General features: G+C 47.6%; 28 protein-coding genes. 11 read left to right on the top strand and 17 right to left on the bottom strand.

The features are described from left to right. The first annotated feature begins 35 nt into the window (after window positions 1-35). From SPIBUDDY_RS16490 to SPIBUDDY_RS00870, 3 genes are all read left to right on the top strand, one after another. Window positions 36-176: a DUF3644 domain-containing protein gene (locus tag SPIBUDDY_RS16490; RefSeq protein WP_425358136.1), complete on the top strand. Its 141-nt coding sequence runs from the start codon at window positions 36-38 to the stop codon at window positions 174-176. Continuing rightward, entirely contained in the window at window positions 155-1060 is a 906-nt protein-coding gene (locus tag SPIBUDDY_RS00875; RefSeq protein ID WP_081454584.1) for a DUF3644 domain-containing protein, read from the top strand. Before SPIBUDDY_RS16490 ends, SPIBUDDY_RS00875 begins: the two co-directional genes overlap by 22 nt. A 392-nt stretch (window positions 1061-1452) precedes the next feature. Beyond that, the gene (locus SPIBUDDY_RS00870) at window positions 1453-1962 is read left to right on the top strand and encodes an FUSC family protein (RefSeq protein ID WP_013605869.1); all 510 of its coding nucleotides are present in this window, start codon (window positions 1453-1455) and stop codon (window positions 1960-1962) included. Here the strand turns inward: SPIBUDDY_RS00870 and SPIBUDDY_RS00865 are convergent, their stop codons facing one another. Together SPIBUDDY_RS00865 and SPIBUDDY_RS00860 are read right to left on the bottom strand one after the other, a co-directional pair. Continuing rightward, window positions 1963-4095, bottom strand: a complete 2133-nt coding sequence (locus tag SPIBUDDY_RS00865; protein WP_013605868.1) for a KamA family radical SAM protein — start codon at window positions 4093-4095, stop codon at window positions 1963-1965. A 350-nt stretch (window positions 4096-4445) separates the two neighbouring features. Then, window positions 4446-4901: a hypothetical protein gene (locus tag SPIBUDDY_RS00860; RefSeq protein ID WP_013605867.1), complete on the bottom strand. Its 456-nt coding sequence runs from the start codon at window positions 4899-4901 to the stop codon at window positions 4446-4448. Window positions 4902-5124: 223 nt separating this feature from the next. On the opposite strand from SPIBUDDY_RS00860, the gene SPIBUDDY_RS00855 reads away from it, so the two are divergent. Together SPIBUDDY_RS00855 and SPIBUDDY_RS00850 are read left to right on the top strand one after the other, a co-directional pair. Beyond that, a complete protein-coding gene (locus tag SPIBUDDY_RS00855; RefSeq protein ID WP_013605866.1) occupies window positions 5125-5988 on the top strand; it encodes a DUF2156 domain-containing protein in 864 nt (287 codons plus the stop codon). Then, window positions 5985-6761, top strand: coding sequence for a GNAT family N-acetyltransferase (locus SPIBUDDY_RS00850; RefSeq protein ID WP_013605865.1), 777 nt, complete (start codon window positions 5985-5987; stop codon window positions 6759-6761). Before SPIBUDDY_RS00855 ends, SPIBUDDY_RS00850 begins: the two co-directional genes overlap by 4 nt. A gap of 5 nt (window positions 6762-6766) precedes the next feature. Here SPIBUDDY_RS00850 and SPIBUDDY_RS00845 read toward each other — a convergent pair whose 3' ends face one another. Both SPIBUDDY_RS00845 and SPIBUDDY_RS00840 read right to left on the bottom strand, forming a co-directional pair. Beyond that, window positions 6767-7984, bottom strand: a complete 1218-nt coding sequence (locus SPIBUDDY_RS00845; RefSeq protein ID WP_013605864.1) for a hypothetical protein — start codon at window positions 7982-7984, stop codon at window positions 6767-6769. Between the two features lie 89 nt (window positions 7985-8073). Next, entirely contained in the window at window positions 8074-8733 is a 660-nt protein-coding gene (locus tag SPIBUDDY_RS00840; protein ID WP_013605863.1) for a Crp/Fnr family transcriptional regulator, read from the bottom strand. A gap of 84 nt (window positions 8734-8817) precedes the next feature. Here SPIBUDDY_RS00840 and SPIBUDDY_RS00835 point away from each other — a divergent pair, with 84 nt between their 5' ends. Both SPIBUDDY_RS00835 and SPIBUDDY_RS00830 read left to right on the top strand, forming a co-directional pair. Continuing rightward, a complete protein-coding gene (locus tag SPIBUDDY_RS00835) occupies window positions 8818-9147 on the top strand; it encodes a cupin domain-containing protein (protein ID WP_013605862.1) in 330 nt (109 codons plus the stop codon). After that, window positions 9144-9755, top strand: coding sequence for a 4Fe-4S binding protein (locus SPIBUDDY_RS00830; protein WP_013605861.1), 612 nt, complete (start codon window positions 9144-9146; stop codon window positions 9753-9755). The genes SPIBUDDY_RS00835 and SPIBUDDY_RS00830 overlap by 4 nt, the downstream gene beginning before the upstream one ends. Window positions 9756-9839: 84 nt before the next feature. On the opposite strand, the gene SPIBUDDY_RS00825 is transcribed toward SPIBUDDY_RS00830, so the two are convergent. Then, window positions 9840-10520 carry a peroxiredoxin gene (locus SPIBUDDY_RS00825; protein WP_013605860.1) on the bottom strand — a complete coding sequence of 227 codons (681 nt, stop codon included), beginning with the start codon at window positions 10518-10520 and terminating at the stop codon, window positions 9840-9842. Between the two features lie 140 nt (window positions 10521-10660). On the opposite strand from SPIBUDDY_RS00825, the gene SPIBUDDY_RS00820 reads away from it, so the two are divergent. From SPIBUDDY_RS00820 to SPIBUDDY_RS00810, 3 genes are all read left to right on the top strand, one after another. Beyond that, complete coding sequence (locus SPIBUDDY_RS00820) at window positions 10661-11614, top strand: substrate-binding domain-containing protein (RefSeq protein ID WP_245523792.1); 954 nt, start codon at window positions 10661-10663, stop codon at window positions 11612-11614. 281 nt (window positions 11615-11895) lie between these two features. Beyond that, window positions 11896-14688, top strand: coding sequence for a PAS domain S-box protein (locus SPIBUDDY_RS15545; RefSeq protein ID WP_013605858.1), 2793 nt, complete (start codon window positions 11896-11898; stop codon window positions 14686-14688). Window positions 14689-14718: 30 nt separating this feature from the next. After that, window positions 14719-15870, top strand: coding sequence for a YgeY family selenium metabolism-linked hydrolase (locus SPIBUDDY_RS00810; RefSeq protein WP_013605857.1), 1152 nt, complete (start codon window positions 14719-14721; stop codon window positions 15868-15870). Here the strand turns inward: SPIBUDDY_RS00810 and SPIBUDDY_RS00805 are convergent. The 10 genes from SPIBUDDY_RS00805 to SPIBUDDY_RS00760 all read right to left on the bottom strand — a co-directional run bounded on the left by SPIBUDDY_RS00805 (window position 15820) and on the right by SPIBUDDY_RS00760 (window position 23666). Next, window positions 15820-17067 carry an MFS transporter gene (locus SPIBUDDY_RS00805; protein WP_013605856.1) on the bottom strand — a complete coding sequence of 416 codons (1248 nt, stop codon included), beginning with the start codon at window positions 17065-17067 and terminating at the stop codon, window positions 15820-15822. The two genes, SPIBUDDY_RS00810 and SPIBUDDY_RS00805, sit on opposite strands and share 51 nt — an antisense overlap. A gap of 94 nt (window positions 17068-17161) precedes the next feature. Beyond that, window positions 17162-17524, bottom strand: coding sequence for a DUF4180 domain-containing protein (locus tag SPIBUDDY_RS00800; RefSeq protein WP_013605855.1), 363 nt, complete (start codon window positions 17522-17524; stop codon window positions 17162-17164). Next, window positions 17521-18408: a M23 family metallopeptidase gene (locus SPIBUDDY_RS00795; RefSeq protein ID WP_013605854.1), complete on the bottom strand. Its 888-nt coding sequence runs from the start codon at window positions 18406-18408 to the stop codon at window positions 17521-17523. Before SPIBUDDY_RS00795 ends, SPIBUDDY_RS00800 begins: the two co-directional genes overlap by 4 nt. A gap of 57 nt (window positions 18409-18465) precedes the next feature. Next, a complete protein-coding gene (locus tag SPIBUDDY_RS00790; RefSeq protein ID WP_013605853.1) occupies window positions 18466-18954 on the bottom strand; it encodes a GNAT family N-acetyltransferase in 489 nt (162 codons plus the stop codon). Beyond that, window positions 18938-19774 (bottom strand): class I SAM-dependent methyltransferase, encoded by an 837-nt coding sequence (locus SPIBUDDY_RS00785; protein ID WP_013605852.1) that lies wholly within the window; start codon window positions 19772-19774, stop codon window positions 18938-18940. The genes SPIBUDDY_RS00790 and SPIBUDDY_RS00785 overlap by 17 nt, the downstream gene beginning before the upstream one ends. Then, entirely contained in the window at window positions 19728-20162 is a 435-nt protein-coding gene (locus SPIBUDDY_RS00780) for an iron chaperone (protein ID WP_013605851.1), read from the bottom strand. The genes SPIBUDDY_RS00785 and SPIBUDDY_RS00780 overlap by 47 nt, the downstream gene beginning before the upstream one ends. Before the next feature lies 1 nt (window position 20163). Then, on the bottom strand, window positions 20164-20442 hold the full coding sequence (locus tag SPIBUDDY_RS00775) for a DUF1905 domain-containing protein (protein WP_013605850.1): 279 nt from the start codon (window positions 20440-20442) through the stop codon (window positions 20164-20166). Between the two features lie 120 nt (window positions 20443-20562). Next, complete coding sequence (locus SPIBUDDY_RS00770; protein ID WP_013605849.1) at window positions 20563-21864, bottom strand: ATP-binding protein; 1302 nt, start codon at window positions 21862-21864, stop codon at window positions 20563-20565. Between the two features lie 180 nt (window positions 21865-22044). Further along, window positions 22045-22905 carry a DsbA family protein gene (locus SPIBUDDY_RS00765; protein WP_013605848.1) on the bottom strand — a complete coding sequence of 287 codons (861 nt, stop codon included), beginning with the start codon at window positions 22903-22905 and terminating at the stop codon, window positions 22045-22047. A 20-nt stretch (window positions 22906-22925) separates the two neighbouring features. Beyond that, window positions 22926-23666: an alpha/beta hydrolase gene (locus SPIBUDDY_RS00760; protein WP_013605847.1), complete on the bottom strand. Its 741-nt coding sequence runs from the start codon at window positions 23664-23666 to the stop codon at window positions 22926-22928. Window positions 23667-23894: 228 nt separating this feature from the next. Between SPIBUDDY_RS00760 and SPIBUDDY_RS00755 the strand changes: the two genes are divergently transcribed. After that, entirely contained in the window at window positions 23895-24422 is a 528-nt protein-coding gene (locus SPIBUDDY_RS00755; protein WP_013605846.1) for a helix-turn-helix domain-containing protein, read from the top strand. A gap of 8 nt (window positions 24423-24430) precedes the next feature. Here the strand turns inward: SPIBUDDY_RS00755 and SPIBUDDY_RS00750 are convergent, their stop codons facing one another. Together SPIBUDDY_RS00750 and SPIBUDDY_RS00745 are read right to left on the bottom strand one after the other, a co-directional pair. Continuing rightward, on the bottom strand, window positions 24431-25075 hold the full coding sequence (locus tag SPIBUDDY_RS00750) for a flavodoxin family protein (protein ID WP_013605845.1): 645 nt from the start codon (window positions 25073-25075) through the stop codon (window positions 24431-24433). Continuing rightward, window positions 25072-25551 carry a flavodoxin family protein gene (locus SPIBUDDY_RS00745; RefSeq protein ID WP_013605844.1) on the bottom strand — a complete coding sequence of 160 codons (480 nt, stop codon included), beginning with the start codon at window positions 25549-25551 and terminating at the stop codon, window positions 25072-25074. The genes SPIBUDDY_RS00750 and SPIBUDDY_RS00745 overlap by 4 nt, the downstream gene beginning before the upstream one ends. Window position 25552: the final 1 nt, after the last annotated feature.

Here is a 25552-nt window from a genome sequence, read left to right as displayed (position 1 = left end):
TCTCTATGTATATAATCGCCTAGAGAGGTGTTGGGGTGAACGACATTGAAAAGAAAATATATTCGCAGTTACTCGACAAATCACAAGAAGCTTTCATTATGGCAGTTGAAGTATATAATAAGCCCACAATCAAATATCGTGTTGAAGGGTATGCATTTTTTGTCTGCAATGCATAGGAGCTCATGTAAAGGCGAAGCTAGTCCGTGATTCCGGAGAGCAATCAATATACTATAAGGAAAATGAAGCTAGAACTATTTCGCTAGAGAACTGCATAAAAATGGTTTTTACTAATGAGAAAGATCCTCTACGCAAGAATCTGGATAAGATAATTGAATTGCGAAATACAAGCACTCATTATGTGACTCAGGAATATGAAATGGTATATGTCCCTCTTTTTCAGGCGTGTGCATATAACTATGCGGAAAAACTTCTGACTTTTCATGATATTGATATTTCCGATGTCATACCTGTACATTTCATAAATCTTGCGATTGCCAGTTCCCCAATCATGGACGACGCGATTAAGGCAAAGTACTCTCAGAATGTTTACAACCGATTGGTTAAGGCTCAAGTTGTAATATCTGAGCTTGCACACGAAGCGAGCAGCGATCGTTTTGCTATTGTTATTCAACAGGATTTACGGTTGACTAAAAAGAATGAGGGAGGCGTCCCTGTATTTAGATTGGCTAAAACCGGCGAAGAAACAGATGGAACTTGTACGATTATCAAAGAAGTTCAAAACCCTAACAACACCCATCCGTATAATGTTAAGCGTCTCATTGAAGTTGTAAACGCTGGACTCAAACGAGCAAATTTGCACATGAAATTTACTAGTGGCAACTTTACCGAATTCAACAAATATTTTGATTTCAAAGGAAATTCTGATTTCTGCTTTACTAATAACATCAATGCAAATCCAGTATTCTCATATTCTCAAAAAACTGTTGATTTCATACTATTCGAAATTGCAAAAAATCCTGGAATTTGTGATGAAATCCGTCGCAAGAAAAAAGAAAAAGAAAAAAAGCCAACCCCGGGAGCAAAGGATTCTCGCTCCTAAGAGCTTACTGCCATTCGGCAACCCAGCTTTTTTCCCTCACAAGTTAGCTTCTAACAAAATTATACCTATCCTTAGTTCTATGGTCAAGAGAATCCGGATTAAGTTTGTTATCCTTGAGTTTGTTATCAATCTCATTGGATAGTGATAGGATTATTATGAATACTACTGGAGTGGGTGTTGGCGCATGATTCAAGTAGTGTATTTCACCAACATTGATGATTGTAATTAGATATCGTTCCTTTCTTGAACAAAGTTATGTTCATTGATCCAATTGAAAATCTCCATCATCAGTGAATCACTCTACTCAAACAGTTCCTAAAAAATTCACCGTCATGACAAAGCCTTTCGCTTTTCCTTGACAGAGCAAACAGGGCTTCTTCATACTTGCCTGCATGAAACGACAGCTTTTTAATCCAGTCTTCCTGCTCTATATAACCAAATGCCTCATTGGAACCATCGTTTGCTATGGGTTCTACAAGGCTTTCCCCCAATATTACCTCTCTTGGTCCATCGTGAGCCTGCTGTTGGTATTGGCTCCCGACTGGGACAACTCCATCATCCTTCCCATCGCCCGGATAAAGGCAAACATCACCGGGGCGCTTATCGGCTTGTTCTGTTTCACCCTGCCGGTTCCTCAGCTGGTGAGTCTTTGCATAGGGGTGGTGCTCACCATTGCTGTTTGCACCTTGCTGAGAATCCCCACTTCCACCCGAAGTGCCCTGGCCGCTTTGGTCATCGTGCTCCTGCAGGAGATGGGAAAACCGATGTGGTCCTTTGCCCTGCAGCGCATTGCTGCGGTACTGCTGGGTTGCTTGGTGGGGCTCGCACTTACCCTATCGTTCCAGTACGTTGAACGGCTTTTGAGAAAAAACCCCTCTCCAAGTGGAAAGGGGCACGAGTAGTTACTTGGTTGTTCCTTCAAACACAGGACTTCTTGGCTCGAGGCTTCCAGCTGAATAGCCCCAGATAGTGGCATATTCTGTAATATCCTCCCCCATTTCTGCTAGCTGTTTAAGGTAATAGGCTATCGATTTCGATTCAATGATAATTACAAAACCCATGTCCTCGATCACCTTGCTGTGAGCTCTGGTATGGTCGAATTCGAAACGAAGAATCCGCCTGCCATCCTCGGTGATGCCGATGGTTCGGTACGTATTGCTCTTGCCTACCCCCGGGAGGTTCAGCGTATTGCGATCGGGGGAGATGAAGGGAATCTCATCACCCTTACGGACCGAATCAATCTGCTCTACCATGGCTTCGGCATTCTTCATGAAGGTGCGGATGGTCGCATGGTAACGCTGGGCGATCTGACCGATGGAACTCTCTTCAACCTGCTCCTGCGTACTGCGGGCATTGGTGGCGAACAAATCACGGTTTTCCTTGAAGCCTTTGACGGAGAAGTTGTAGTAAGGAAGCACCCCGATATCGTTGAGTACCTTGCGCAGCTTTGCCGAGTGGCCCCTGCGGCTCGCTGCGACGGTGAAAACTTCTTGGTTGGTGACAGCCCAGCCGGATGCCAGCAACCTTTTCACAGCCTTCCTCGTTTCCGGGGTAATTTCCATTGCAGAGGAAACGTGGGTCTGGACCACGCATTGGTCAATGCCAACCAGAGCCGCCTTCTTCTTGAAATCTGCAAGCACCTGGACAAGCTCGGCTGTTACCCGCTGGGGCAGGTAGACTGGAATTTTGGTTCCAAGGCGTACCCTTCTCATCGGAGCATACTGTTCTTCCGGGCTCCTTGCCTCATTATCCTCAATTTTCTGCCTTGCCATAGCCAACACAGCATCCAAAATATTCTTCAAGGATTTGACAGAGCTCATGAAGGCATCGCCTCCGGTAATGAGAATATCCCACAGGTACGGATCATTGCGGAAATACTCCATGTTCTGCTCAAGCTGTTCCTGCCAACTCTTTTTAGGGCGAAGCTTTTCCAATTCGAAATTGAACCTTCCCCCCTGAAAGTCATACATCCGCTGACAGTAGGAACAGAGTCCCCCACAGGCTCTTCCCATGGTATCGGGGATGAAAATGGCGACATTGGGATAGCGGCGATGCACGTTGTGAGAGGGAAGAAGCCACCCAGCGGCATTCGGTTCACCGGGTCTTGCAATATCTTCCTTCTCCCACGCCACAATGGAACCAAACTCCTGGACGAGGTCCTTACTGTAGAAGAGGTAGCTTCGAATCGCTTCATCGCTTCTTGGATTCTCCCGCTTCTCAAGCGGACGGGTATCGATGAGGGAGAGAAAGTACGGGGTTGCGAAAATGGGAATCCCCTTAGCCTGCGCCTCACGCATAAGGCTCAGGGTTTTTTCATCCATACTGTGGGCCAGATAGAGATTCAGATCATCGGCACTGCGGATTGCAAAGTGGAGATGAAACCTATCGTCCCTCCACCAGGTGAGCACCTGCTTGCGCTTCTCCTCGAACGAAAGGCCTTCACGAAAGTGGTAGAATGAACTGGATTTGGTCTGTGTCTCAAGTCTTTGCACCAGCAGAGCGACAATGCGTTTCTTATTCTGCACTCTCCAAGCGATCACCTGCCGATCGAGTCCACTGGGATGACGTTCCATCCACTGCTTCACTTTGCTTCTGGAGGGAATTTCTCGTTCTTCCACTCCACTGAGCTGGGCCATCAGATGGGCCATGTCCTCTACAAAATCCACTGAGCATTGACATTTTTTCCCTACCAGCACTTTGCGTAGGAGGCCGATGGGCCGGGAAACGACCTTTTTACCATGGAGGTTTCCATCCTCAAAACTCTGTCCTTCATGGTCGAGGTAATCCATGATCCGAAGGTATGCCATGGAGGTACTCATGAGTTTGTAATAGTCCTGTTCGGTCTGCTCCTCTCTTGTGTAATAGGCCCATGCTTTGGGGTAGTGCTGTTGCATGACAGTAGAAAAATGCTCACGCAGGTGTGCAACGAGGGCCGCATCATCAAGCTTTTGGTCAAGGAATAAGGCGATAACCTGTGGGTTGTCTTGCTTCATCTTGGCGACAAGTTCAGCAATGCGTTCATGTTGTGTATTCATGTACTAAAGATACAGGGATAGGGAAGTAAGTGTCAAGGTTTCACTATTATTGTTTATATTATATATAATTAAATAGTATCAGACTGACACTTTTTCATTTCTGCAACAGTAAAGCAGTATATCCTCATTAATTACAACAAAAAGAGGCTTTCGTGGTGCAGAAGGTCAATGAACCATATTACTCGCTATCGTGACTCAAATAATTGGGACCTGTCCCCTACAGTTACAGAAGTGAAATTTTTAATATCTGATCAAGATAGTTTCCAAGATTCATTAAAGTAATGGAAGATCATCCTTCGGAAGTGATTAAACAATCATTTTTGTATCGGAAGAAAAAGATGGCATAGGGATTACCGGAACGTATACTCCAACCAATATGTACCAGCCAGATTTCTTCGGTCACTTGCTTCTACACAAACCACTATGGTACGAATGAGATTATTAGAAATAACAATCTCTTCATCTGCTGTACCTTCCGCATCAGAGTTTAAATAATAATCGGAACCATTGAGGGTTATTGCATTATTTGAGCCATCGTAGCCAATGACCATTAACTTCAAATCCTCTGAAAGATGATGTAGCATTACTTTTGCCCAACTCGAAATGGGACCTATGTTGATTGTCCAATAATCCATATCTGATGGAATATGGATTTGGCCCTTGGTAATATTATTTCGCATCAGCGTAGCAGTATCTGGAGTATTGTTTGGTTCTTCTTCAAAAGGATATGTATACTCACACCCCAACAAACCAACCAACAGCAGACACCCAAGCAGCACACCCAGAATGTGATTGATTCTCTTCATAGCAGACCCTCCTGCTATCTATAGTTTCCTATGGCTTTAGCGAATTGTCATCAGCACTACTACCCTGCTTTTCTTTATTCAAGCACAGTACAAACCTCTCATTCTTTCTTGCCCCACTCCACTCAAAGTAGTATCTTAACTCTGTCGGGCTCTGCTTGCCTTGACTATTGACATAAAAAAACGTATCAATACATGCGTATATACGAATATATTTTGAGGTATCATGTTACACTTTTATACACCGTCCTTTGCGGACAAATCTCTGTTTCTCTCGTACAGCAAACACTTTGCCTACGAGTATTTTTTTTCCTATTCAATACTCTGGAAAGAAGCAATCGGCCTTACCATTTGTAAAACCGATACTGCCCTGTATATGCATCTGGATGTCGATGACTGTTTCCTCCTCCCCATAACCGACGACCTTCCTAAGGCTATGGCAGAACTACAGGCACACTGCACCGAAAGCGGCCAACGCTTTCAGCTGGAGTGTGTTCCCTCGGAACAAGCATTGGAACTTGAGAAGCTTGGGTACACCATTGAACACATACGGGCCCTTGACGACTACCTGTACGAAAGCCAGAAACTGATTCATCTCAGTGGAAGGAAACTGCAGGCAAAACGGAATCACATCTCTCAGTTTGAACGCAATTACACCTATTCCGTGCGTTCCCTCTCCACCAAGGAAATGCGTGAAGAGTGCTACAAAATGACTGCTACCACGTGGCTGGATACCAAGGATTGCAACACCAAGGAAATTCAGGATGAACTGAGGGCACTGCGCCTTGCCTTCGACAACTGGGATGAACTGGGATTTGTCGGTATGCTGGTCTGTGTCGATCATCACCTCACAGCCTTCACTGTAGGGGAAATCATCGACGACCAACTGGCCATCGTACACTTTGAGAAAGGCGACACCTCCTACATGGGTATCTACTCAGTCATCAACCAACTCTTCTGCTCCCAATACCTCTCCGATGTAAAATACGTCAACCGTCAGGAAGACGCAGGAGTTGAAGGCCTGAGAAAAGCCAAGCTTTCCTACAAACCCGACCTCATGGTCGAAAAGTACAGGGTTACCAAACAGTGATCATAGAGCAAGCAAACAGCGGTGATTTTATTGAGCTCAAGAATCTCTGGTCGGCTGTCTTCTCCGAAGACCCAACTTTTTTGGAGCACTTTTTTTCCACACGCTTCGCTGCTCACACTATCTATGTAGCACGCATCGACGACCACATCGTCAGTGCTCTTCATGCTCTTGCCTGCCAATACATGCAACAGGGAACAATCCATCCCTGTTCCTATATTGTAGGAGCGGCAACCTATGCTTCCTATCGCAAACAGGGCATCATGGGCAAATTGCTTGCAGCAACCCAGCAAGCATACACCCATCCGATCACCCTCTTTCCTGCAGTAAGGCCCTTCTACGAAGCAAACGGGTATTACACCACCTCCTCGGTTCTGTCATTCCCCTTGGAAGGCTGTGCCGCTTTATCGCCTACTTTGATTCCCCTCGACTTCCAACAGTTGGACAGCCTGTATAGAAACGAACATGCATTGCACGGTTGCCTCCTTCGGGACGAAGAAGCCTGGAAGTTCTTAACCGATGGATACCAAACCCTCTGTGTTGAGGACGGCTATGCCTTCATCAGTGAAGGCAAGGCCGTTGAGGCCTGCGCACGTACTGAAAAAGCGGCAAGAGAACTCGTGGGAATTCTGGCAGCCAGTTGCATCACAGAAGTGTATACCTTGGACCATTCTCTCATTGCAACCATGCTGGACAGAGAAAAAGCAGTGCCCATCCCCATGGGGATGAGCACTGACATAACGATGCATGGTGTGTACATTGCTGAACAGTATTAAACGTACTAACGCACCACTACTTCAAAGTTCTGAGCCCAACTGTCACCCTTGTCGTTGCTTACCGTCAAGGTGAAAGGAATGACAGAACCGCTAGGGGCACCCTCGCTTACAATAAAGCGGAAGGTGTTTGCTTCCCCGCGAACCTGCTGCTTCTCCGCCGTTGCATAGCGGCTGTTGTTCGTGCTGGAAAGCCCTGCTGACAATCTTCCCAACGGCAGCTCGTTCTTCAGGATTCTCACATACTCACTCTGCGTGGAAAGCGTGGCCTTCAAACCAGAGAGGGTAACGTTGCCCGTATTGCTGTAAGAGAAACCGATACCCATCTGTGTATTGGTCGGAAGCTTTGCGGCATCGTAATAGAGCACACTGACATCCTCAATACCCAAACGCTTCCACAAAGCCTCGAAGTGGGCCCCCTTGCCTTGGGTAGTGTAAGAAGCGGGATCAGTAAGCAGCTGGGCGGTCGTTTTGTCATACCAACCAGCGAAAATAGCCGAAGCATCACTAACAGAAGGGGTAGGAACTTCTACCTTCCCTGCTTCGAAGAAAACATCGGTTTTGTTCAGCTCATCGACAAACCGCACTCCGCTTTGGTAGATGGCATAGAGCGTCTGGTCGGTAAAGCTCATCGAAATCGTCTGCCCCGGCTGATAGGTAACCTCATCGGGCGTCAGACCCCAACCAGCAAGCACCCCAAGGTGTGCTGAATTCAACCTAAGCTGGGAGCTGTCAGGGAGGGTGATCTCAAGACCGGGTTCACGCCTGATTTGCTGGCGGTAGCTGTAGCGATAATTCTCCCCCTCGGCTGAGAAGTCGAGCGTCAAGGCAGGCTTGTAATACGAACTGGTCTGATACAGCCATGCTGCATATTCGCTTCGTTTGGGCTCCTCAAGAACCAGAATCCTCTTCAAAAGCTCTTCAGTCTGTTCACTGGTCATCCGATAGCTTGCAAGCTTTTGCAGGCTCTCGTACGCTTCACTATATGCGGCTCTGTCACCCTTGGCGCGAGCGTGGGAAAGATTCTTGTACGCTTCGTCGCTTTCACGCTCAACCGCTTGCTTGAGGGTATCGATCGAGCCCTTCAAGTGCTCAAGACTTTGAGAGCTGATGTCACTATTCTGTAGCGTCGCAAACTGTTTCTCAGCAGTCGGTGTTGCCACCAAGGCAAGCATTCCGACCATCATCACCAAACTAACCATCAAGAGTATACGTGTTCGCTTCATAGGCAATTCTCCTTCATCTCTTGTTACCCATTTCTATAGCAACAGAGAAGTAAGAAGGCAACACCTTACAAGCCAACTTCACATATTCTTTAAGTCCTTGAAGAAATGTGAAGTTGAACTGATCGACCACGAAAGCGCAATATCCCTTCGCTCTGCAGATTGGAGAACTCCCGACTTAAGGAAGTACGTGCAAAACCCAGGCGATCGGCAAGTTCCTTTTTGCTTGTGGGAAGCAGAATCGTGTTGCTTCCCTGTTGCAGGGAAAGTTGTGTAAGGTAATCGAGCAAGCTTTGCCTGAGTGTCTGCTCATTGCGTTTGGTGAGTGTAAGACCCAATTCATGGGCTCGGTCGCTGATGATTTGCAGCAAACCAACCAAAAACTCCCGATTTTTAGTACACAACGACAACACCAGACTTTTCTTCAACCGTACAATCGAGCAGGCACGGTCACACACAACCTGCATCGGATAGTGGTTGCATCTGCTGAACAACAAAGTTGCCCCCCAAATCTCCCCTGCCTCAAGTACCCTTGCCTTGAACACGTTCCCATCGTCATCGATGCTCTGCAGCGAAAGACTACCTTCCAAGACTACATCGAGTGTCGTACACAACTCTCCTTGTACCGCCACCAGCTGGTCCTTGCAAAAATGCACAAGGGTAATACCCCCTTCCTTAACAAAAGAGGCCAGAGCCTCGTCTGAAAAACACTGAAACAGAGCAACAGTGCCCAATGATTGCACAATATCCATGTCACCCTCCAAAAGTGTAGCATATGTAACACTCTATCGCTTGATTGTACCCTATACTAGACGTATGGCTGAAAGGAGATTTCTATGATTGAAAAGCACTATCCGTATACACAAAGCAACGAGAAGGTCATCGAAAAGCTGATCGGCGACGATATGGCAATGATCAACCACGTAGTGTTGGCAACAGGTGATGCTTTGCCTGAACACTATTCCGATTCGAACGTCTACCTGATTGTCGTAAGGGGAAGCTTGACGATTCAGCTGGAAGAGCTGGAAGCGCAGTATTATCAAGCATCCATCGTGAACGTGCCGTTCCATACAAAAATGAACATATCCAATACCGGCAAGGAAGCCTTGGAATTCTTTATTGTCAAAGCCCCCCATCCAAGGGTATACAAGGCGGAGAAGGTATGAAAAAGGCACTACAAAGAACCGTCCAAGTACTTTCACTAATTCTTTTCATCTTCCTGTTGGTTCAGGGAAAAGTGCAGCTGTGGATGGGAATTTTCTTTGCTTCCGTCCTTCTCTCGCTTCTTTTCTCCCGTTTTTACTGCGGTTGGCTCTGCCCGATCAACACCATCCTCAGACCCATCGCCTATGGAAAGAAAAAGCTGAAGATCAAGAGCCTGAAAACTCCCGCCTTCTTTAGGAACGGAGTTGTCAGAATCCTTATGCTGCTAGGGTTCCTGGCTATGATGGTCGTGGTATTCAGAACCGGAAAGAAACTTCCGGTGCTTCCCGCACTTGTTCTTTTGGGAGTAGCGCTCTCCCTCTTCTTTGAGGAAGAGCTATGGCACCATTGGCTTTGTCCGTATGGGACCATCCTCTCCCTGCCGGCGAGAGCTGGGAGAAAATCCATGGTCATCAATCCATCCTTGTGCACCAACTGCACCCGCTGTGCAAAGGTCTGTCCAAGCGGGGCCATCGTTAAGGAAGAGAAGCACAGGATCATCAAGAACGAATGCCTTGTATGCCATGAGTGTGAGCGAGTCTGCACCAAGGGTGCAATTTCCTACAAGTAACACAAGAGAATTGAGTTCATTCATTAAAAACAGGGAGAGCGCCGCTCTCCCTGCTTTCTATTGAACATAGTAATGTTGGGGCTTTTACTTCTTTTCCTTACGGAAACAGAGGAACCAGTCGAGACAGTACTGATTCTCATCCTTACTCTCCATGCGTTCCTTTGCAGTGCCGCAGCTGCCGGGAGTAGGAATAATTACATCCTGACCGGGTCTCCAGTTTGCAGGAGTTGCAATCTGCTCCTTGTCAGCCTTCTGAAGGGCAAGCACGACACGCTTGATCTCATCGAAGTTGCGACCGGTGGAAGCAGGATAGAATAAAATGGTTCTCACCACTGCATTGGGATCGATGATAAAGACTGCCCTGACCGCTTGGGTGGAGGACTGGGACTGAACCATGCCGTATTTGCGGGCGACATCCATCTTGATATCCTCGATAACGGGGAATTTCACTTCGACATTCTTCATGCCATTCCACTCGAGCTCCCCAATCTTTCTCAACCATGCAATGTGGGCATAGAGGGAGTCGATGGAAAGTCCAACCAGTTCGGTGTTCAGTGCCCTGAATTCATCAGCCATAGAGGCAAACGTCATGAATTCGGTGGTACAGACAGGGGTAAAGTCTGCCGGATGACTGAAGAGTATGACCCACTTACCCTTGTAGTCCTCGGGAAAGTTGATCGGGCCCTGCGTGGTTACTGCCGTAAAAGCGGGAGCCTTGTCTCCAATTAATGGCATACTGGTCGGGGTGTTCTGCATTTCGTCCATGATTTCTATCTCCTTATGTATTCGTTGTGATATCTGATAAGCTAATAGTACGTATTCCTATTAATAAAAGCAAGTACTTATTGATATTTATTATCATTAATAGAATTTTATGCTTTCCTGTAACCCGATTAAAAGTTGGCTTGGTTACTGCCCAAGGTGTTTCGGAATCTAAAGGTGTTCCCAAAATCGGTATCGCCGTACCCTCGCCCGACCACGGTTGGACCGGTGGCATCGGCTGGTGGGCTGACAAGGCTGTCAGGGATTTGCAGCAGCAGTATCCCGGCAAGTACGAATTCAAGGTTCTGCATGCCGACGGCTATGCAAAACAGATTTCCGATGTCGAGGACCTGATGGTCTGGGGCATGGATTATCTGGTAATCCTCCCCCACGAGTCCGCTCCGCTGACTCCGGTTGTTAAGGAAGCACACGCTTCTGGAGTGAAGTGCATCGTAGTTGATCGCGGCCTCACTGATACAACGTTCGGCTATGTCAACCTGGCTGGAAACAATCCTGAAATGGGCAAGGTTTCCGGTATCTTCATGCGTGATTACATGAAGGCCAACAAGCTGACCAAGTATGTGGCCATGGGCGGCATGCCGGTCGTTATCGACGGAGAGCGCATGAATGCATTCTTCGACGAAATCACCAAGGAACCGAGTCTGATCAACCTTGCCGGTGGAAGAAGCTATGACTTCGCCGACTGGTCAACGCAGAAGGGACTCGAGCTGATGGAAAACTACATCCAGAAGTACCCTGAAATTCATGCAGTATTCTGTCAGGATGACGATGTCATGACTGGTGTTCTGCAGGCAATCAAGGAGAGCGGCCGCAAAGATATCAAGTTGGTATTTGGCGGCGCAGGTTCCAAGGCAGCCTATGAGATGATCATGAACAACGACCCGCTGGTAAAGGCAACGGCCACCTATCATCCATCCATGGTGTATGATGCCATTATGTATTGTCTGGATGTGGTCGAGGGCAAAAAGAGTGATGCCTTCCATACCGCAAAGTCTCCGACCGCCGTGGTGCTCCCCTCAGTCTTGGTCGATAAGAACAACGTCATGAAATTCTACGACAAGGATTCTGTTTTCTAGACCGAATGTAATGTAGTTGTACCTACGAGCTGTTGGATTTCCAACAGCTCGTTTGTTGTCTGGAAAATATCCCAAAAAAAAGGACAAGAAATATCCTTTCGCTTCATAACCAGTTAAAGAGCAGGTAATTGGAGATTAATCTCTTGTTATGCCTACCTTCATATGAGTATGATATATAGAAGGAAGGAGAATCCTCAATCAAAGAGCGTAGCATCACCCGGCGATTCATCATCGGCTTGGTACTTATCCTGGTAGCCCTCTTAGTTATAGGGTACATTAAGATGACCCTTACCACACGCGCAATTGAAACAACGCGTGAGCTTAGTCATACCTATGATGTCATTACTGAAACCAAGAGTCTGATGCGCACCTTCCAGAACATACGAGTTGCCGAGCGCGGCTATTTGCTTACCGGCGATAGACGCTACTTGCAAGAAATCGGTGTTAGTTCCTATTCCTTTAGCCAACACCACATCAAGCTCAGCATTCTCACCCGTGATGACGAGGAACAACAACAGCGACTCAAAACTCTGGAAGCTACGTTTAAGGACTTGATTGAGCAGGCAGTGCAGCCGATATTGGCCTTCCGAGACGACCTGACTGGAGAAGTCGCCATCCATTTTGGGCAGGATGAACTCACCCATCTCATGGATGTTTCAAAAACCATCTCCCTTGAACTGGAAAGTATTCTCGACGCTATTGAAACAACCGAGTATTCATTGCTGGCAATGCGACAGAAGGCTGTCGATTACTGGTACGAGCTTGACCGCATTCTTACCTTCCTCGGCCCCGTACTAATCATCCTCATCACCTTCTTTGCAGGCAGAGGGGCAGTAATCCGTCTTGACCGCTACCGCCGCCAGCAGGAGCGAGACCAGGGTGAATTACGTTCAGCACGCGACCGTTTTGCTTCAGTCATCAAAGGCTCGAACCTGGGAACTTGGGAATGGAATATCGTAACGGGTACGGTACATATCAACGAGAGCTGGGCGGCCCTTCTTGGGTATACCAAGGAAGAACTCGAACCGGTCACCATTGAGACCTTCAAGCGCCTTACCGAACCCCAAGATTTTGAACGGTCCTTCAATCTCTTGCAGAAACATTTCCGCGGCGAGCTTGACTTCTACTCCTGCGACGTCCGTATGCAACATAAGGACGGGTATTGGCTTTGGATTCTCGATCGCGGTCAGGTGATAACCTGGGATGCACAACACAATCCCCTCATTATGACAGGGACCCATGCCGATATTTCCAAACGTGTTGCGAACGCCCAAGCCCTTGAGAGAAGTGAAGAAGAAAACCGAAAAATATTCGAGAGCATGAACCAAGGTTTTGCCTACTGCCAGATACTCTTGGATGAGAACGGGACACCCAACGATTATCGCATCCTCAGGGTCAACCAAAACTTTGAAGTGCAGACTGGACTAAGAAACAAGGAATCGGTAGGTAAGAGAATTACCGAGCTAATCGACCAGGTTGAGCCGTACTGGTTTGAGTATAACGGCAAGGTTGCCCTAAGTGGCGAGTCAATGACCTTCGAGGCGTACAATGCAGGCCTTGGAAGGCTTTTCAGAATCTCCTCATTCTGCCCCAAGCAAGGCTACTTTGCCATGATCATCGACGATATAACCCATCAGAAAGAAACTGAAGCACAGCTTATTTTCGAGAAAAACCTCTTTGAGACTACCTTGCTTTCCGTTGGCGACGGTGTTATTTCCACTGATGCCCAAGGCAACGTTCAATTCATGAACAAGGCTGCTGAATCGCTTACCGGTTGGGATGCAGAAGAAGCAAGAGGAAGAAAATTCGAGGAAGTCTTCAAAATACTGAACGGCAAGGACCGTCAGGTGGCTCCCAATCCCGTACAACAGGTTCTCCAGCTGAAACAAGCCATCGAACTTGATGAGGATACCATCCTCATCGCCCGTGATGGTTTTGAGCGGTACATCAGCGACAGTGCGGCCCCGATTCTCAATGCAAAAATGAATATTACCGGAGTAGTCTTGGTATTCCGTGACAGCACCGAGCAGCGCAAGAAACAACGGGAGATTCTCTCGCTCAGTTTTACCGATTCCTTGACCACCCTGAACAACCGCCGCTACTACGACCAGGTAAAACACGAAGTGGACAGCGAGCCGTACTATCCTCTCACCTTGGTCGTAGCCGATGTGAATGGTCTGAAGCTCACCAATGACGCCTTCGGTCATGAAGCAGGCGATGAATTGCTGCGCAAGGTCGCCGAGGTCATGCGTAAGACGTGCCGTGAGGACGATATCATCAGCAGAATCGGCGGTGACGAGTTTGTCCTTCTGCTACCCCAGACCGATGCCCTCCATGCACAAGCCATCATCAGGCGTCTCAATGCTGCTCTTGAAAAGGAACATATCAAGGGAATCCAGGTTTCGGTCTCTTTCGGATATGCAGTGAAGAATGAGAATGACAACCATTTTGAGGACACCTTCAAAATGGCAGAAGATGTGATGTACCAAAACAAGCTTGCCAGCAGCCTTTCGTTCAAGAAACAAGTCATATCCTCGCTGCTTGGCCGTCTTTTCAGCCAAGATGCCACCCTACAGGAGCACAGTCGCAAGGTAGCAGACCTAGCTGGCTCGTTCGCCCAAGCTTTAGGGTATCAGGAACATGAGATTCAGGAATTACGCCTTGCAGGCACCTATCATGATTTGGGAAAGATTGCCATCGACCCTGCCATTCTCACAAAATCGAGCAAAGAAAGAACACGGAGTGAGGCACTTGAATTCAAGCGCCATGCTGAGATCGGGTACAATATCCTGCGATCAGTCGGTGAGTATGCCCCCTTCTCTGAAGCGGTTTTGCACCACCATGAACGCTGGGACGGCAATGGCTATCCCCAAGGCTTAAAGCATGAGGACATCCCCCAGACGGCTCAAATCCTTGCCATTGCAAACAACTATGCCGATCTCGTAGGTCCCCGGCTCCATGGCAGTACCATCACTGAGGAAGAGGCAATACTCTCGTTGAGGGAAAACAAGAATACAGAGTTTGATCCCAATTTGGTTGAGACCTTTATCACCAAGGTCCTCAACAAAGCTTGACTTTCTGTTTATCTGACCTACCATAGGGTCATGCACACCAACGAACAACTCATCCATCTTTGTCAGGACCTGATCAAGCGTCCCAGTCTTTCGGGCTCTGAAGGCGAAGTAGCCTCCTATATCCAAGGAACCATGCAGCAATTAGGATTTGATGAAATCTTTGTCGATGCCTTTGGAAGTGTTACCGGCAGCATCTATGGCAACAAAGAAGGACCTTGCATTCTTATGGATGGCCATATTGATACGGTGGGGGTGGAGAATCCTGCGTTGTGGAGGCACGACCCCTACCAAGGTACGGTGGATGGAGGGCTCCTCTATGGGAGGGGAACCAGTGATATGAAAGGCGCCCTGAGTGCCATGCTTATTGCAGCTGCAGACTTCAAGCAGAAAACAAACGGCAACTTTGGCGGGTCGGTCCATGTTTCCTGCACGGTATGTGAAGAGTGTTTTGAGGGCTTCTCAGCACGCCTGATTACCAAGCGTATCAAGCCCGATGTCGTCATTGTGGGAGAAGCCTCCTCGCTTACGATCAAGCGCGGCCAGCGCGGGCGTGCTGAGATTGTACTGCAAACCTTCGGCAAGAGCTGTCACTCCTCCAATCCTCAACAAGGAGTGAATGCAGTACATTCCATGCTGACACTTCTTGCAGAAGTCCTTGCGCTTGAGCCGCCGCATCATCCGATTTTGGGAGAGGGGATTATGGTATTGACCGACATCATTTCTGCTCCCTACCCGGGACTTTCGGTGGTTCCAGAATCCTGCAAGGTCACGTTCGACCGCCGGTTGCTGCCAGGGGAGACTGAATCTTCCATTCTCCTTCCGATCCAACAGATTCTGGATAAGCATCCTGCTATACAAGCTTCGGTATCGATAGCTGAGGGAACACTTACCTGCTATACCGGTGTACACATCAATGCCAAACGGTTCTTCCCCGCCTGGCTACTCCCCGATGACCATCCCTTGGTGCAGACGGCCAAGCAGGCGCTTCCCTCAAGCCCTCTCTCCCACTACAGTTTTTGCACCAATGCGAGCCACTTCTGTGCAGAGGCAGGGATCCCGACCATTGGCTATGGACCTTCAGAGGAGTCGCTTGCGCATACGGTTGATGAATATAGTACTGTCGAGCAGCTCTTACAGGCTCGGCGGGGTTACCTCAGCTTGCTTGACCACCTGCTGATTTGAGGAAGTACGACCATATAGCAGGCCGACGGCGGCCAACAGGACACCACTGATCACCAAGAGCAGTTGAATCGAAACCCTGTCTGCCAAAGGCCCGAAGATCATGATACCCAAGGGGATGGAGCTTCCACTGATAATCTGGACGATGGAGAAAACACGACCCAGCTTGTCCTCGTCGCTGATCTCTTGGATCATGACAATTTCAGCGGTGTTGATAATGGGAACAAAAAGCCCGCCAAGTCCCATGACGATAAGGTAGAGCACAAACGTTGGGGCAACACCGAGCAGGGCGAAGCAGGCGCCAAAGGCAACAAGGGAGAGTGCAATTGCCTTGATTTTGTTCTTGAAATTTCCCTTCAGGGAGACCAATAAGCCCCCAAGCAAGGCACCCCCGGTCCACACCATTTCATTGAGCGTCAACCGCCATACCTCACTGCCGAAAGTTCGTTCAACCAGCAAGGGAGTGAGGATTGCAGCAGGCGTGATCAAAAAGAATGAGAAGCCGTAACAGATCAGAAGGTTGCGCAGAATGGGATGCGAGAGGGTATAAGAAAGCCCGATTTTTATATCGGCAACCACCGAATGAGTCTCTTCCGATCGTTTGGGTTTGGCAACTTTGATGAAGCTGAAAACCAAGACGGCAAGGGTCGCAGTGACTACATCCAAATAGAACGTAGAGACCAATCCAAAGAGGCCGAGCATCATGCCACCTACCGCTGGAGAGATGAGCATAAGCGCTGAATTGATGCTCTGATTAATGCCTTGGATACGCACCAAGTGCTCTTCAGGCACCAACTGGGGTATGATTGCATTCACTGCGGGACTCTGAATTCCCCCTCCGATGGATCGGATTACCGAAACAGCGAGGATGGCCCATATCGACTCCCAACCGAGGGAGAACATGACGGCCAACGCCAAGGTGGCGATCGCAATGAAGCTATCGCTTATCATAATCAGAATCTTGCGGCTGTGCCGGTCAGCCCATACGCCACTGTAGAGGCTTATTACAAGATGGGGCACCATCTGTGCCAGGGTTGCCAGCATCAGGTACATACCCGAGGAGGTTTTCAAGGTGATGTACCAGATTATGGCAAAGCCGACTACCGAGGAGCCGAATAGGGAAAGGTTCTGGCTAAGAAGAAAAAGGACCACCCGTTTGGTAAGAAGTGGAGGTACCTTTGGTGATGTAGTGTTTTGCATATATTCTCTAGTCTATGGATGAATTAGGAGAAACGATTTCACTCCTACCGACGTCCTCACTGTAGCGAGTAGGAAGAACCCTGTAAAGACCTGCTCAACGGGAGAGTTTTGCAATGGCCTCACGCTCATCACGAACAAAGAATATGTCCCTGCCCTGGTTCGATTCGCGGATACAGTCTTGCAGACTTTTGCTGCTATAGATTGAAAAATCACCAATAATGGCAAGCTTAACCTGGTAGGTCACAAACTTCTGCAGGATGTCGCCGGCTAGGCGGGTCTTCAGATCAAAGAACCGTGCATCGAAAGCATTGCTGTCTACAATAAGACAACGAGATTGTGTCTGATACTGGACCGTTGCCATAAGATCCAAGGCACTTTCGGTGTCGGTAATAAGGACAGTTTCACTTTCTACACGGGCAAGAGTGACTGCGTTGTGCTGTATCGTTCGTATGGTCATAGTCCCCCCTTCTCATTCTGTACGGTATACCCCCTGCTGATGTATCCCTTCGGAATGCTATCAGCAGGCATGACAGGACGTTTGTCCATGTGTGCGTACTGCTCGCAGGGCTTGAGTGCTATACCGGAAAACCGTAGGGGAAGGCCAACGCTGGTATAAAAGTTTGGCCCGCTCTGCAGATGGAAATGCAGATGGGGCTCGGTTGAGTTGCCGGTATTGCCGCATTGGGCAAGCGTTTGGCCCCTCTGAACATGATCACCCTCGTTCACCAGGATGCTGTCCTTCTTCAGATGGGCCATAAGGCTATACTCGCCCTGTGCATGCTTCACTACCAAATAATTACCTGCTATATGACTTGAGCGGCTGAAAAACCTATCCTTACCCAGTATGAGGCTATCGAGTGAGCGATTACGCACCGTTACCACCACCCCGTCCGCAGGAGAAAGAATCGGCTTCCCATAGCAATAATAACTCTCTACCTTCCGTGCATCACCGAAGTATGATCGGCCCTGTTTCATTAGCAAAAAATCGTATGCATAGCGCTGCCCCGGGATGTTCCATGAGTGGGAATACTCGGGGGTAAACCCACCGTTGACCGTTTCCCAAGCTCCCTCGAAGGGGAGGTCGTAGAGTACACTACTCTCAAAGGTTTCCACCGAGGGAAGATTATTAGCATACCTCTTTCTAATAACCAGCAGGCCAAAAAGCATGGCGATCGAACAGGAGAACACAGAGAAATTGAGTGCAATCTCCAGCACCACGAACAAGGTGAGCAGGGTGAGGTAGGAGAACAGAGCTTGTTCACTGAAGAGGGAAATCAGAAAAGCAAGAAGGCCGACATATTTGGCCCATTTGCTGAAAACAGAGAGCGTATACAGAAACATATCGGTATCCTTTTTCCACACAATACCGTGTCAATCCAAGTATGAGAAGAGCTCGGGCTACTGTGCAAAGGAATAGAGCATCAGATAATCTTCACCTTTATCATCAATGATGGCAAATCCGACCCGTGTATAGAGGTTTACTGCAGGATTTTCCTTCTGAACCGAAAGGGAGGCCTGCTTGTATCCTTTCGCTTGCAGCAAATCCAACAGTGCCAAAAGCAAGGCAGTCCCTATTCCTTTGTTGCGATACTCCTTCTGTATCGATATGGCGAACTCCGGGGTTGCATCGTCCACATAGCCATAGCCTTTCACAGGCCCGGCAAGGATTCTTGCCCAAACTACACCTACCAAATTCCCCTCAGTTTCTGCAACCAAACAGAAGTCCCCATCTCGTCCATAGTCCTTACAGTAGTTCTGGATGGAGGGCTCAAGCAATACTGATCGCAATGGAGGTTCTTCTCCGTCCGGAACAAAAATGGCATCGTAGAGAAAGTCTTCAAGTACACCATACTCTTCTTTCTGTAACGGCCTAAGGTTGTACTGCATAGAATGCCACCTTCTCGTTGTTGTAAGGACCGCTGCCATGCAGCAGCCCTGTTTTCATGGTGATGTGAGAAAAGCCGAGAGCTTGGATCTGTTGTGTTGTAAAGTAATGATTCCAGAATCGATAAAGGCGGGATGTTCCATCCTCGAAGAGAATCAAATGCTGGTCCAACACTGCATGGTGGAGAGGAAAATGGAACTGCTTATCCAAACAAAGATAGGGCTCGGGACTATAGAATCCTCTCTCAGCAATGCTATAGGAGGTGCTGAAGCACATGTCTGCAATACTCGCTTCGGTTATTGCATCAAACAAAAAAATTCCGCCGGGTTTGAGACTCTGCTTGATCGCAGAGGCAACAATTACTTGTTCTTCGGGAATCAACGCCCCAAAGTCACAGTAAATCATCATGATCAGGTCGTACTTCTGATCGAGCTGTAGTGACCGGTAGTCCTGCTGCAGGTACGTAATCGACAATTCCTCTGTGTCACGCCTCTCTTTTGCATAGTCCAACGAGCGTACAGAGTAGTCGATCCCGGTGACCTGGTAGCCCCGCATGGCAAGCTGGTGGGTATAGAGCCCCGGCCCGCACCCTAGATCGAGTATGGATGCGGGTTTTTCCACCAACGACTGGATGTAGGCAAGGGTGGCCTCAATGGCCTTTGGACTACGGCTTGCAGCTTCGACATTCGGATCGAGATGCACTTGCAACAACCGCTTGGAGATATAGGGATCGGTCCACATGCTGTCCCTTCCCCTGTCGTACGGTTTGGGTTGTTCAGTTTCGTCTATCAGCGCTTGAAAGTTCAACAGGTCTTTGCTCATAACTCCACCTCGCTATCTCTGCAATCAAATCAAAAGGAATAGGTTTATTGTAGGGGAATTGCACCGCTCCCTTGCTGGTCTTGAATGAACGTAGTCGATCCTGAAAGCGAGCAAGTACATCTGAACCGATATGCAGCCCTACATGGTTGGCATGAGCAGCAAAGTGCACCAGGTTGCTACCCTTCCAATAGGTAGGCATGCCCCAGGACATGCGTTGTTCGGCATCGGGGAGTACCGCGCTAATAGTTTGATGCATTGTGCTGAGCAAGCCCCTGATCTCTTCAGGCTGTGCCGCAATATAGGCCTCAATGCTGGGCTCAGGTTTTCCACAGCTGTGACTTTGGTTGGTTTTTTGGAAACTGCGACCACACGTTTCACATGTCCACATACTAAGCCTCCCGTTCAGTCAAGGTCACTGCTATGCTATCACCCGGACCTTTACCAATGCTTTTACGAATGTCCTTTCTCATACCAATAATGTAACAAATACTCCCATCGGCATTGGTAAGTCCCATGTTTACAACGCTTCCGTCATAGGGATACCCGTCGAAGGTGGCATGCACCTTCACCCTTTTCTTGCCGAACACCTGCTGTATATCGAAAGGAACCACTACATAGGCCCCATCCTGGTCGGGTACTTTCTGGATACTTGCTGTAAAGCTGTACATTACTCTTTTCCTTTCTCTCGTTGGAAATAGTACACTACTTTATACTGCTAGGCCAGAGTGATCTATATAATAGGGGAAATTTTTGCATCTTGGAACAACAATTTCCCCTTAACCATCGATCTACAAGTCCATAGAAGCTTCTTCTAGGAGAAATTGTTCTATCCCGAGGTAAAGAATACCCTGATCATCATGTTTGGGAACAATGCGATCCTTTATGATTACAATCTTCCGGAATGAATCAGGTACTCGAATGAGTGACAGGATTTCCTGCTGACGTTTTTCTTCGGTTGCAAGAGAAAATGCTGACTGCAGATAATACCGTTGGCTTCCTTTGCTTGCAACAAAGTCAATTTCGTGTTGGGTACGTATTTTCTTACCCTCATCAGTTGTTATACTGGTTTCCACAACCCCTACATCAACATCATATCCTCGGACAATCAATTCATTATAGATAATATTCTCCATGATATGATTCTCCTCAGACTGACGAAAGTTCAATCTCGCATTTCTGAGCCCCACGTCAGTAAAATAGTACTTATACGGCGTTCCAATATACTTTCGTCCTTTGACATCGTACCTGAGAGCCTTTCTAAGGATATAAGCATCCTGAAAATATTCCAAATAACGGGAAATGGTTTCAGGTTTAATGCTTGTTTGTGTAACAGACCTAAATGTATTGGAGAGCTTGTATGCATTGGTCAGAGACCCTACAGCAGAGGCAGAATAATCGAGTAAAGCATCCAATACTGATATATCATTCCCAATCTTATATCGCTCTTTTACATCTGAGAGATAGGTCTTTTCGAAAAGGTCCTTCAGATAATGACTCTTCTCTTCATGGTCTTCCAGCAGAACTGCATACGGCATACCTCCGTAGGTAACGTATTCATCCCACGCATAGCGTTCATCCCCTTGAAAAGCAGTATGAAATTCCTGATAGGTAAGCGGATTGACCTTGATTTCCGTTCCTCGATCCTTAAAATCAGTATGGATGTCCGATGAGAGCATCTTGGAATTACTTCCGCTTATATAAAGGTCGACATGCTTGAGTTTCAGCAAACCTAGAACAACATCGACAAAGCCGATTTTGGCATCAGGTACATCCACATAGGGATTTTGTACCGTATACACTCTCTGGATCTCATCAATAAATACATAGTAAAAACGGTTCACATCGGAAATCAGTTCACGAATATACGCATCAAGCTCAAAGGGATTCTGATATTTGGCATTGGTAATGTCATCAAGTTGTAATTCGATTATCTCCTGCTCAGAGACACCTTCTGAGAGTAGATACTTGTGATACAGTTCAAACAACAAGAAGGATTTGCCACATCTTCGTATCCCAGTAACAATCTTGACCCGACCGTTCTTCCTCTTATTAATCAACATATTCAGATATCGAGTACGTTCAATGACCATGGCATCCTCTCTCAGGAAATTTATGCATCTTGATGCACTTTTTTCCTTTCATAAGTATACCTCATTGTATGCAGGAATACCAGACTTGTAAAAATTACAAAAAAACAGAGGAATTCATTGCTCCTTGGAACAGAAATTCCCTCTCATTCTGCATGCACTACAGGAGATTCTCAAACAGACTCACATTCCCTTTCTTATAAAATAGCTGGGCCCAACCGCTTCCTTTTCCAGCAATCGTGTATCGATCAAGTCCTTAAGCCACCGATGCGTTTGCTCTCGGGAGGTGAAGTCAAAAGCCCTGTACACCTCCTCGAATGCAAGCCTTGGATGCTTGTCCAACAACGTATACAGCAGTGTTGCCGAGGGAGCTACTTCAGTGGGAATCATTGAGCCATCGGTCAGAGAGCTGATGGCTTGTTGAAAGTCAGCAAAGCCCATATACCCCCGAAGAAGCACGTCCCCCCCCTCTGCATTGCGTATCAAGAAACTTGGAAACACATCAACTCCTGCTTTCTGTGTTTGTCTAAGGTCCTCTTGGAATGCTTGTTGGGCCTCACTGCTCTTTAGTGCACTCATGAACACCGCACTATCAAGACCAACATCAGAAGCAAGCTCAATTAGAACATCCGGATCGCTTGTAACTTTGGCTTCAGTCAGGGTTGCTTCCCGAATTCTTCTGAGTAGGGCATCCGCTTTGAGCGGATCTACCATTTGGGCAGCCTTATACGCGATATTCTGGGGATAGGTGGAGGGAAATTCCTTTGAGAACAAGTGAAAACCCTCGGGCTTGACCGGCATTCCATGTTGCTGTGCTGCTTCCAGCCAATGGGAAACAATTTGGGCGTTTGCCCCATCAGAGCCTGCATCGATACCATTGCCCGGGTCGGCAAAGTTGTCGATGTCATCGACCAAGCCGCCCATTACATAGCGAAATTCAATCTGGTCAGGATAATGGGTTTCCAATGCCCTGAATACCGGTTCGGTTCCCCAGCACCATATACACACTGGGTCGGTAAAATTGGTAATGATGATATTCTTCATCGTATGATCTCCTTCATGTCCTAGTGCACCAGGCAGAATTCTGCAATAGCCTGAGCTGCAGCTGCCTGCTGTTCTTGGGCGGATATATCGGCGATTCCATCCCCTTTTTGGGGACCATAGGCACCGAATCCTGCATGATTTGCCCCTTGGAGCACCAAGGATGTAACATTGCTTGGAAGATTGCCTCCATACTTCTGATATGATTCCTTGCTCAAGACAGAATCCTTGCTGCCATAGATACTCAAAACCCGCAAGCCAGCATAAAAAAGGTCGGCGGTGGAATAGGAGGCAAGCAGGATTACACCTTCAAGGCCATCACTTTTCTTTGCAGCATAGCTTGCCGCCATGCTCCCCCCAAGTGAATGCCCTCCCACATACCAGCTCTCAATTTCAGGGTACAGGGGAATGAATCGGTCGGCAACATCGACATCAAATACCGCCAGGTTGAACGGCATCTTGGGCACGATGCACAACATGCCTTGTTGGGCGATCAGAAGCATCAACGGCTCGTACGCCCGATGGTCAACCTTTCCCCCTGGGTAGAAAATCAGGGCAGTTGTAGCATGGTCAGCTCCAACGATGAGTGCATCCTTCGTATCTGTAATGTGGAGATCGGCATGCAGGGTCCGATTCTCAGTTGCCCCATCTGCACGATAGTAGTCTGAAACATAGAGGTATGCAGAACCAAAAAGGAGGAGCATCGATAGGACAATCCCCAAGAGAACCTTATGTACCGTCTTCAACCTCTTCTGCGTATGCACCGCTTACTCCTTGGACAAGAACACCTTGGTTTGATTATGATGCCAGAGCCTGTATCAATTGCGCAAGCCTGTTGCAGTAAAAGGAAAAGTCGTATCCTTGCTTGCAATGGATTGTGTAGTACAAAACCCTGACATGGTATGTCCTGTTTAGGAAAAACAACGTTTTCTCGCTTTGTGTCGTGTACGGGAGTAAAGCAAAGCGGTACGCTGACATCGAAAGGAGGCCGCATGAATCAGAAAAAGACCGGTGCATTCTTCAAGGAATTGAGGAAAGAAAAGAAATTGACCCAGGAGCAGGTATCAGTTCGGCTCAATGTATCCAACAGGACGGTTTCACGCTGGGAGACCGGCAGTACTATGCCTGATCTGGATGTACTGATGCAGATGGCAGATTTTTATGAAGTGGACCTTCGTGAGTTGTTGGAAGGAGAAAGGAGGGAGGAGAGAATGAATCCAGAACTTGAGGAAACCGTACTGAAGGTGGCCGATTTCAGTACTACGGAGAAGCAAAAGGCGAATCGACGAATGCATTGGATCTTCATTGCGGGCTTGGCGGCATTCATCCTCTATTTCGCAATGCTCATTGTCAATGACGGAAAAGAATCAAACCTGTTTGATTTTGTGCAGGGATTATCCTTGGGAATTGCATGCAGTACAACCATCCTCGGCGTGATTATGACAAGCCGAAATGCAGCGAAAATCCGTACTTTCAAGATGAGGCTCCTGCATCGCAGCAATTACCAAGGGACAGTCTAACCACTACTCTATGCGAAGGGCTTATCAAATCTCTTATCGAAGGCCTTATTATTCTTGAGCATACCGTTCCAGAATATGCCATCCGAGAGGCCTAGTTTCCCCAAGGCCTCAAAGAGGAAGCACTTGCCTTTTGAAAGAGCTTGTATTTTCCCCAATTCCTTGGCAATTTTCTGATCAAACGAACCATTGCTCTCAAAATACGATCCCAGCTGGTTCAACTGGATAAAGAGTTTCTTGTTCATCGATTCCGGCATCATGGAGATCCCGGCAGACCCACCTCTGATCACTGTTCCCAGGTACGTATACTTCAGATCACGGGCAATTGTGGATAGATAGCGTTCAAGATACGCTGATTGTGCTGATTCCATAAAGCCCGATTGCACAATGAATCCCATAGCCTTTCCAGGCACCGGTGCGCTTTCCATGCACTCAATCAACTTCATCACAATGCCGGGCATCGCATGGATGTATAAGGGCATCACAAAGAGTACGGTGTCAGACTGATGCAGGTAGCCGGCAAGTTTGCGATAGTCTTTGTTTGCTGCATAGCACACTTCGCAAGGGACCTTCATGTCTTTCATAAACTGATTGATAATAACTTCGGTATTTCCGTGTTTGGCTTTCGGCGAGCCATTAATGATAATTGTGCTCATCGCTGTATCTCTTCTGTGGGAAATTGGGCTATGGGTTTCACGATGTTGCAGGTGCTGTAGAAATGATAAAAAACCCTATGGATATAATCCACATAGATTTTCTCATCCTCGGGGGAAGAGAATTCCCCCTCATAGTAAAGCTCAACCTCAGGGTATTTTTCATATCGGCGAACATGCATCGACTCCCCACTCTTGAAGGTCAAATACGGAAGGTAGAGACCGATCATGCGGTCGAACAGCGTTTTCAGGTTGCCGCTTACAAACCCATGGGAAACTTTCGAAAAAATGACTACCTTTTGAGCAGATAAATACGCCTTGTAGAACTCATTCAAATCAGAATGTACGCATCGCCCCGGAGTCTTAAGCCAGCATGACCAACATCCGAGACAATCCTTTATATCGGTTTTCCTCAAATCAAGCTCATACTCACAAGGAACACCAATTTCACCGCACTCTCTCACTACGACTCTATGCATA

It is taken from the genome of Sphaerochaeta globosa str. Buddy, from assembly GCF_000190435.1.
Classification (GTDB): Bacteria; Spirochaetota; Spirochaetia; order Sphaerochaetales; family Sphaerochaetaceae; genus Sphaerochaeta; species Sphaerochaeta globosa.
This window is presented reverse-complemented; position numbering and strand designations above follow the sequence as displayed.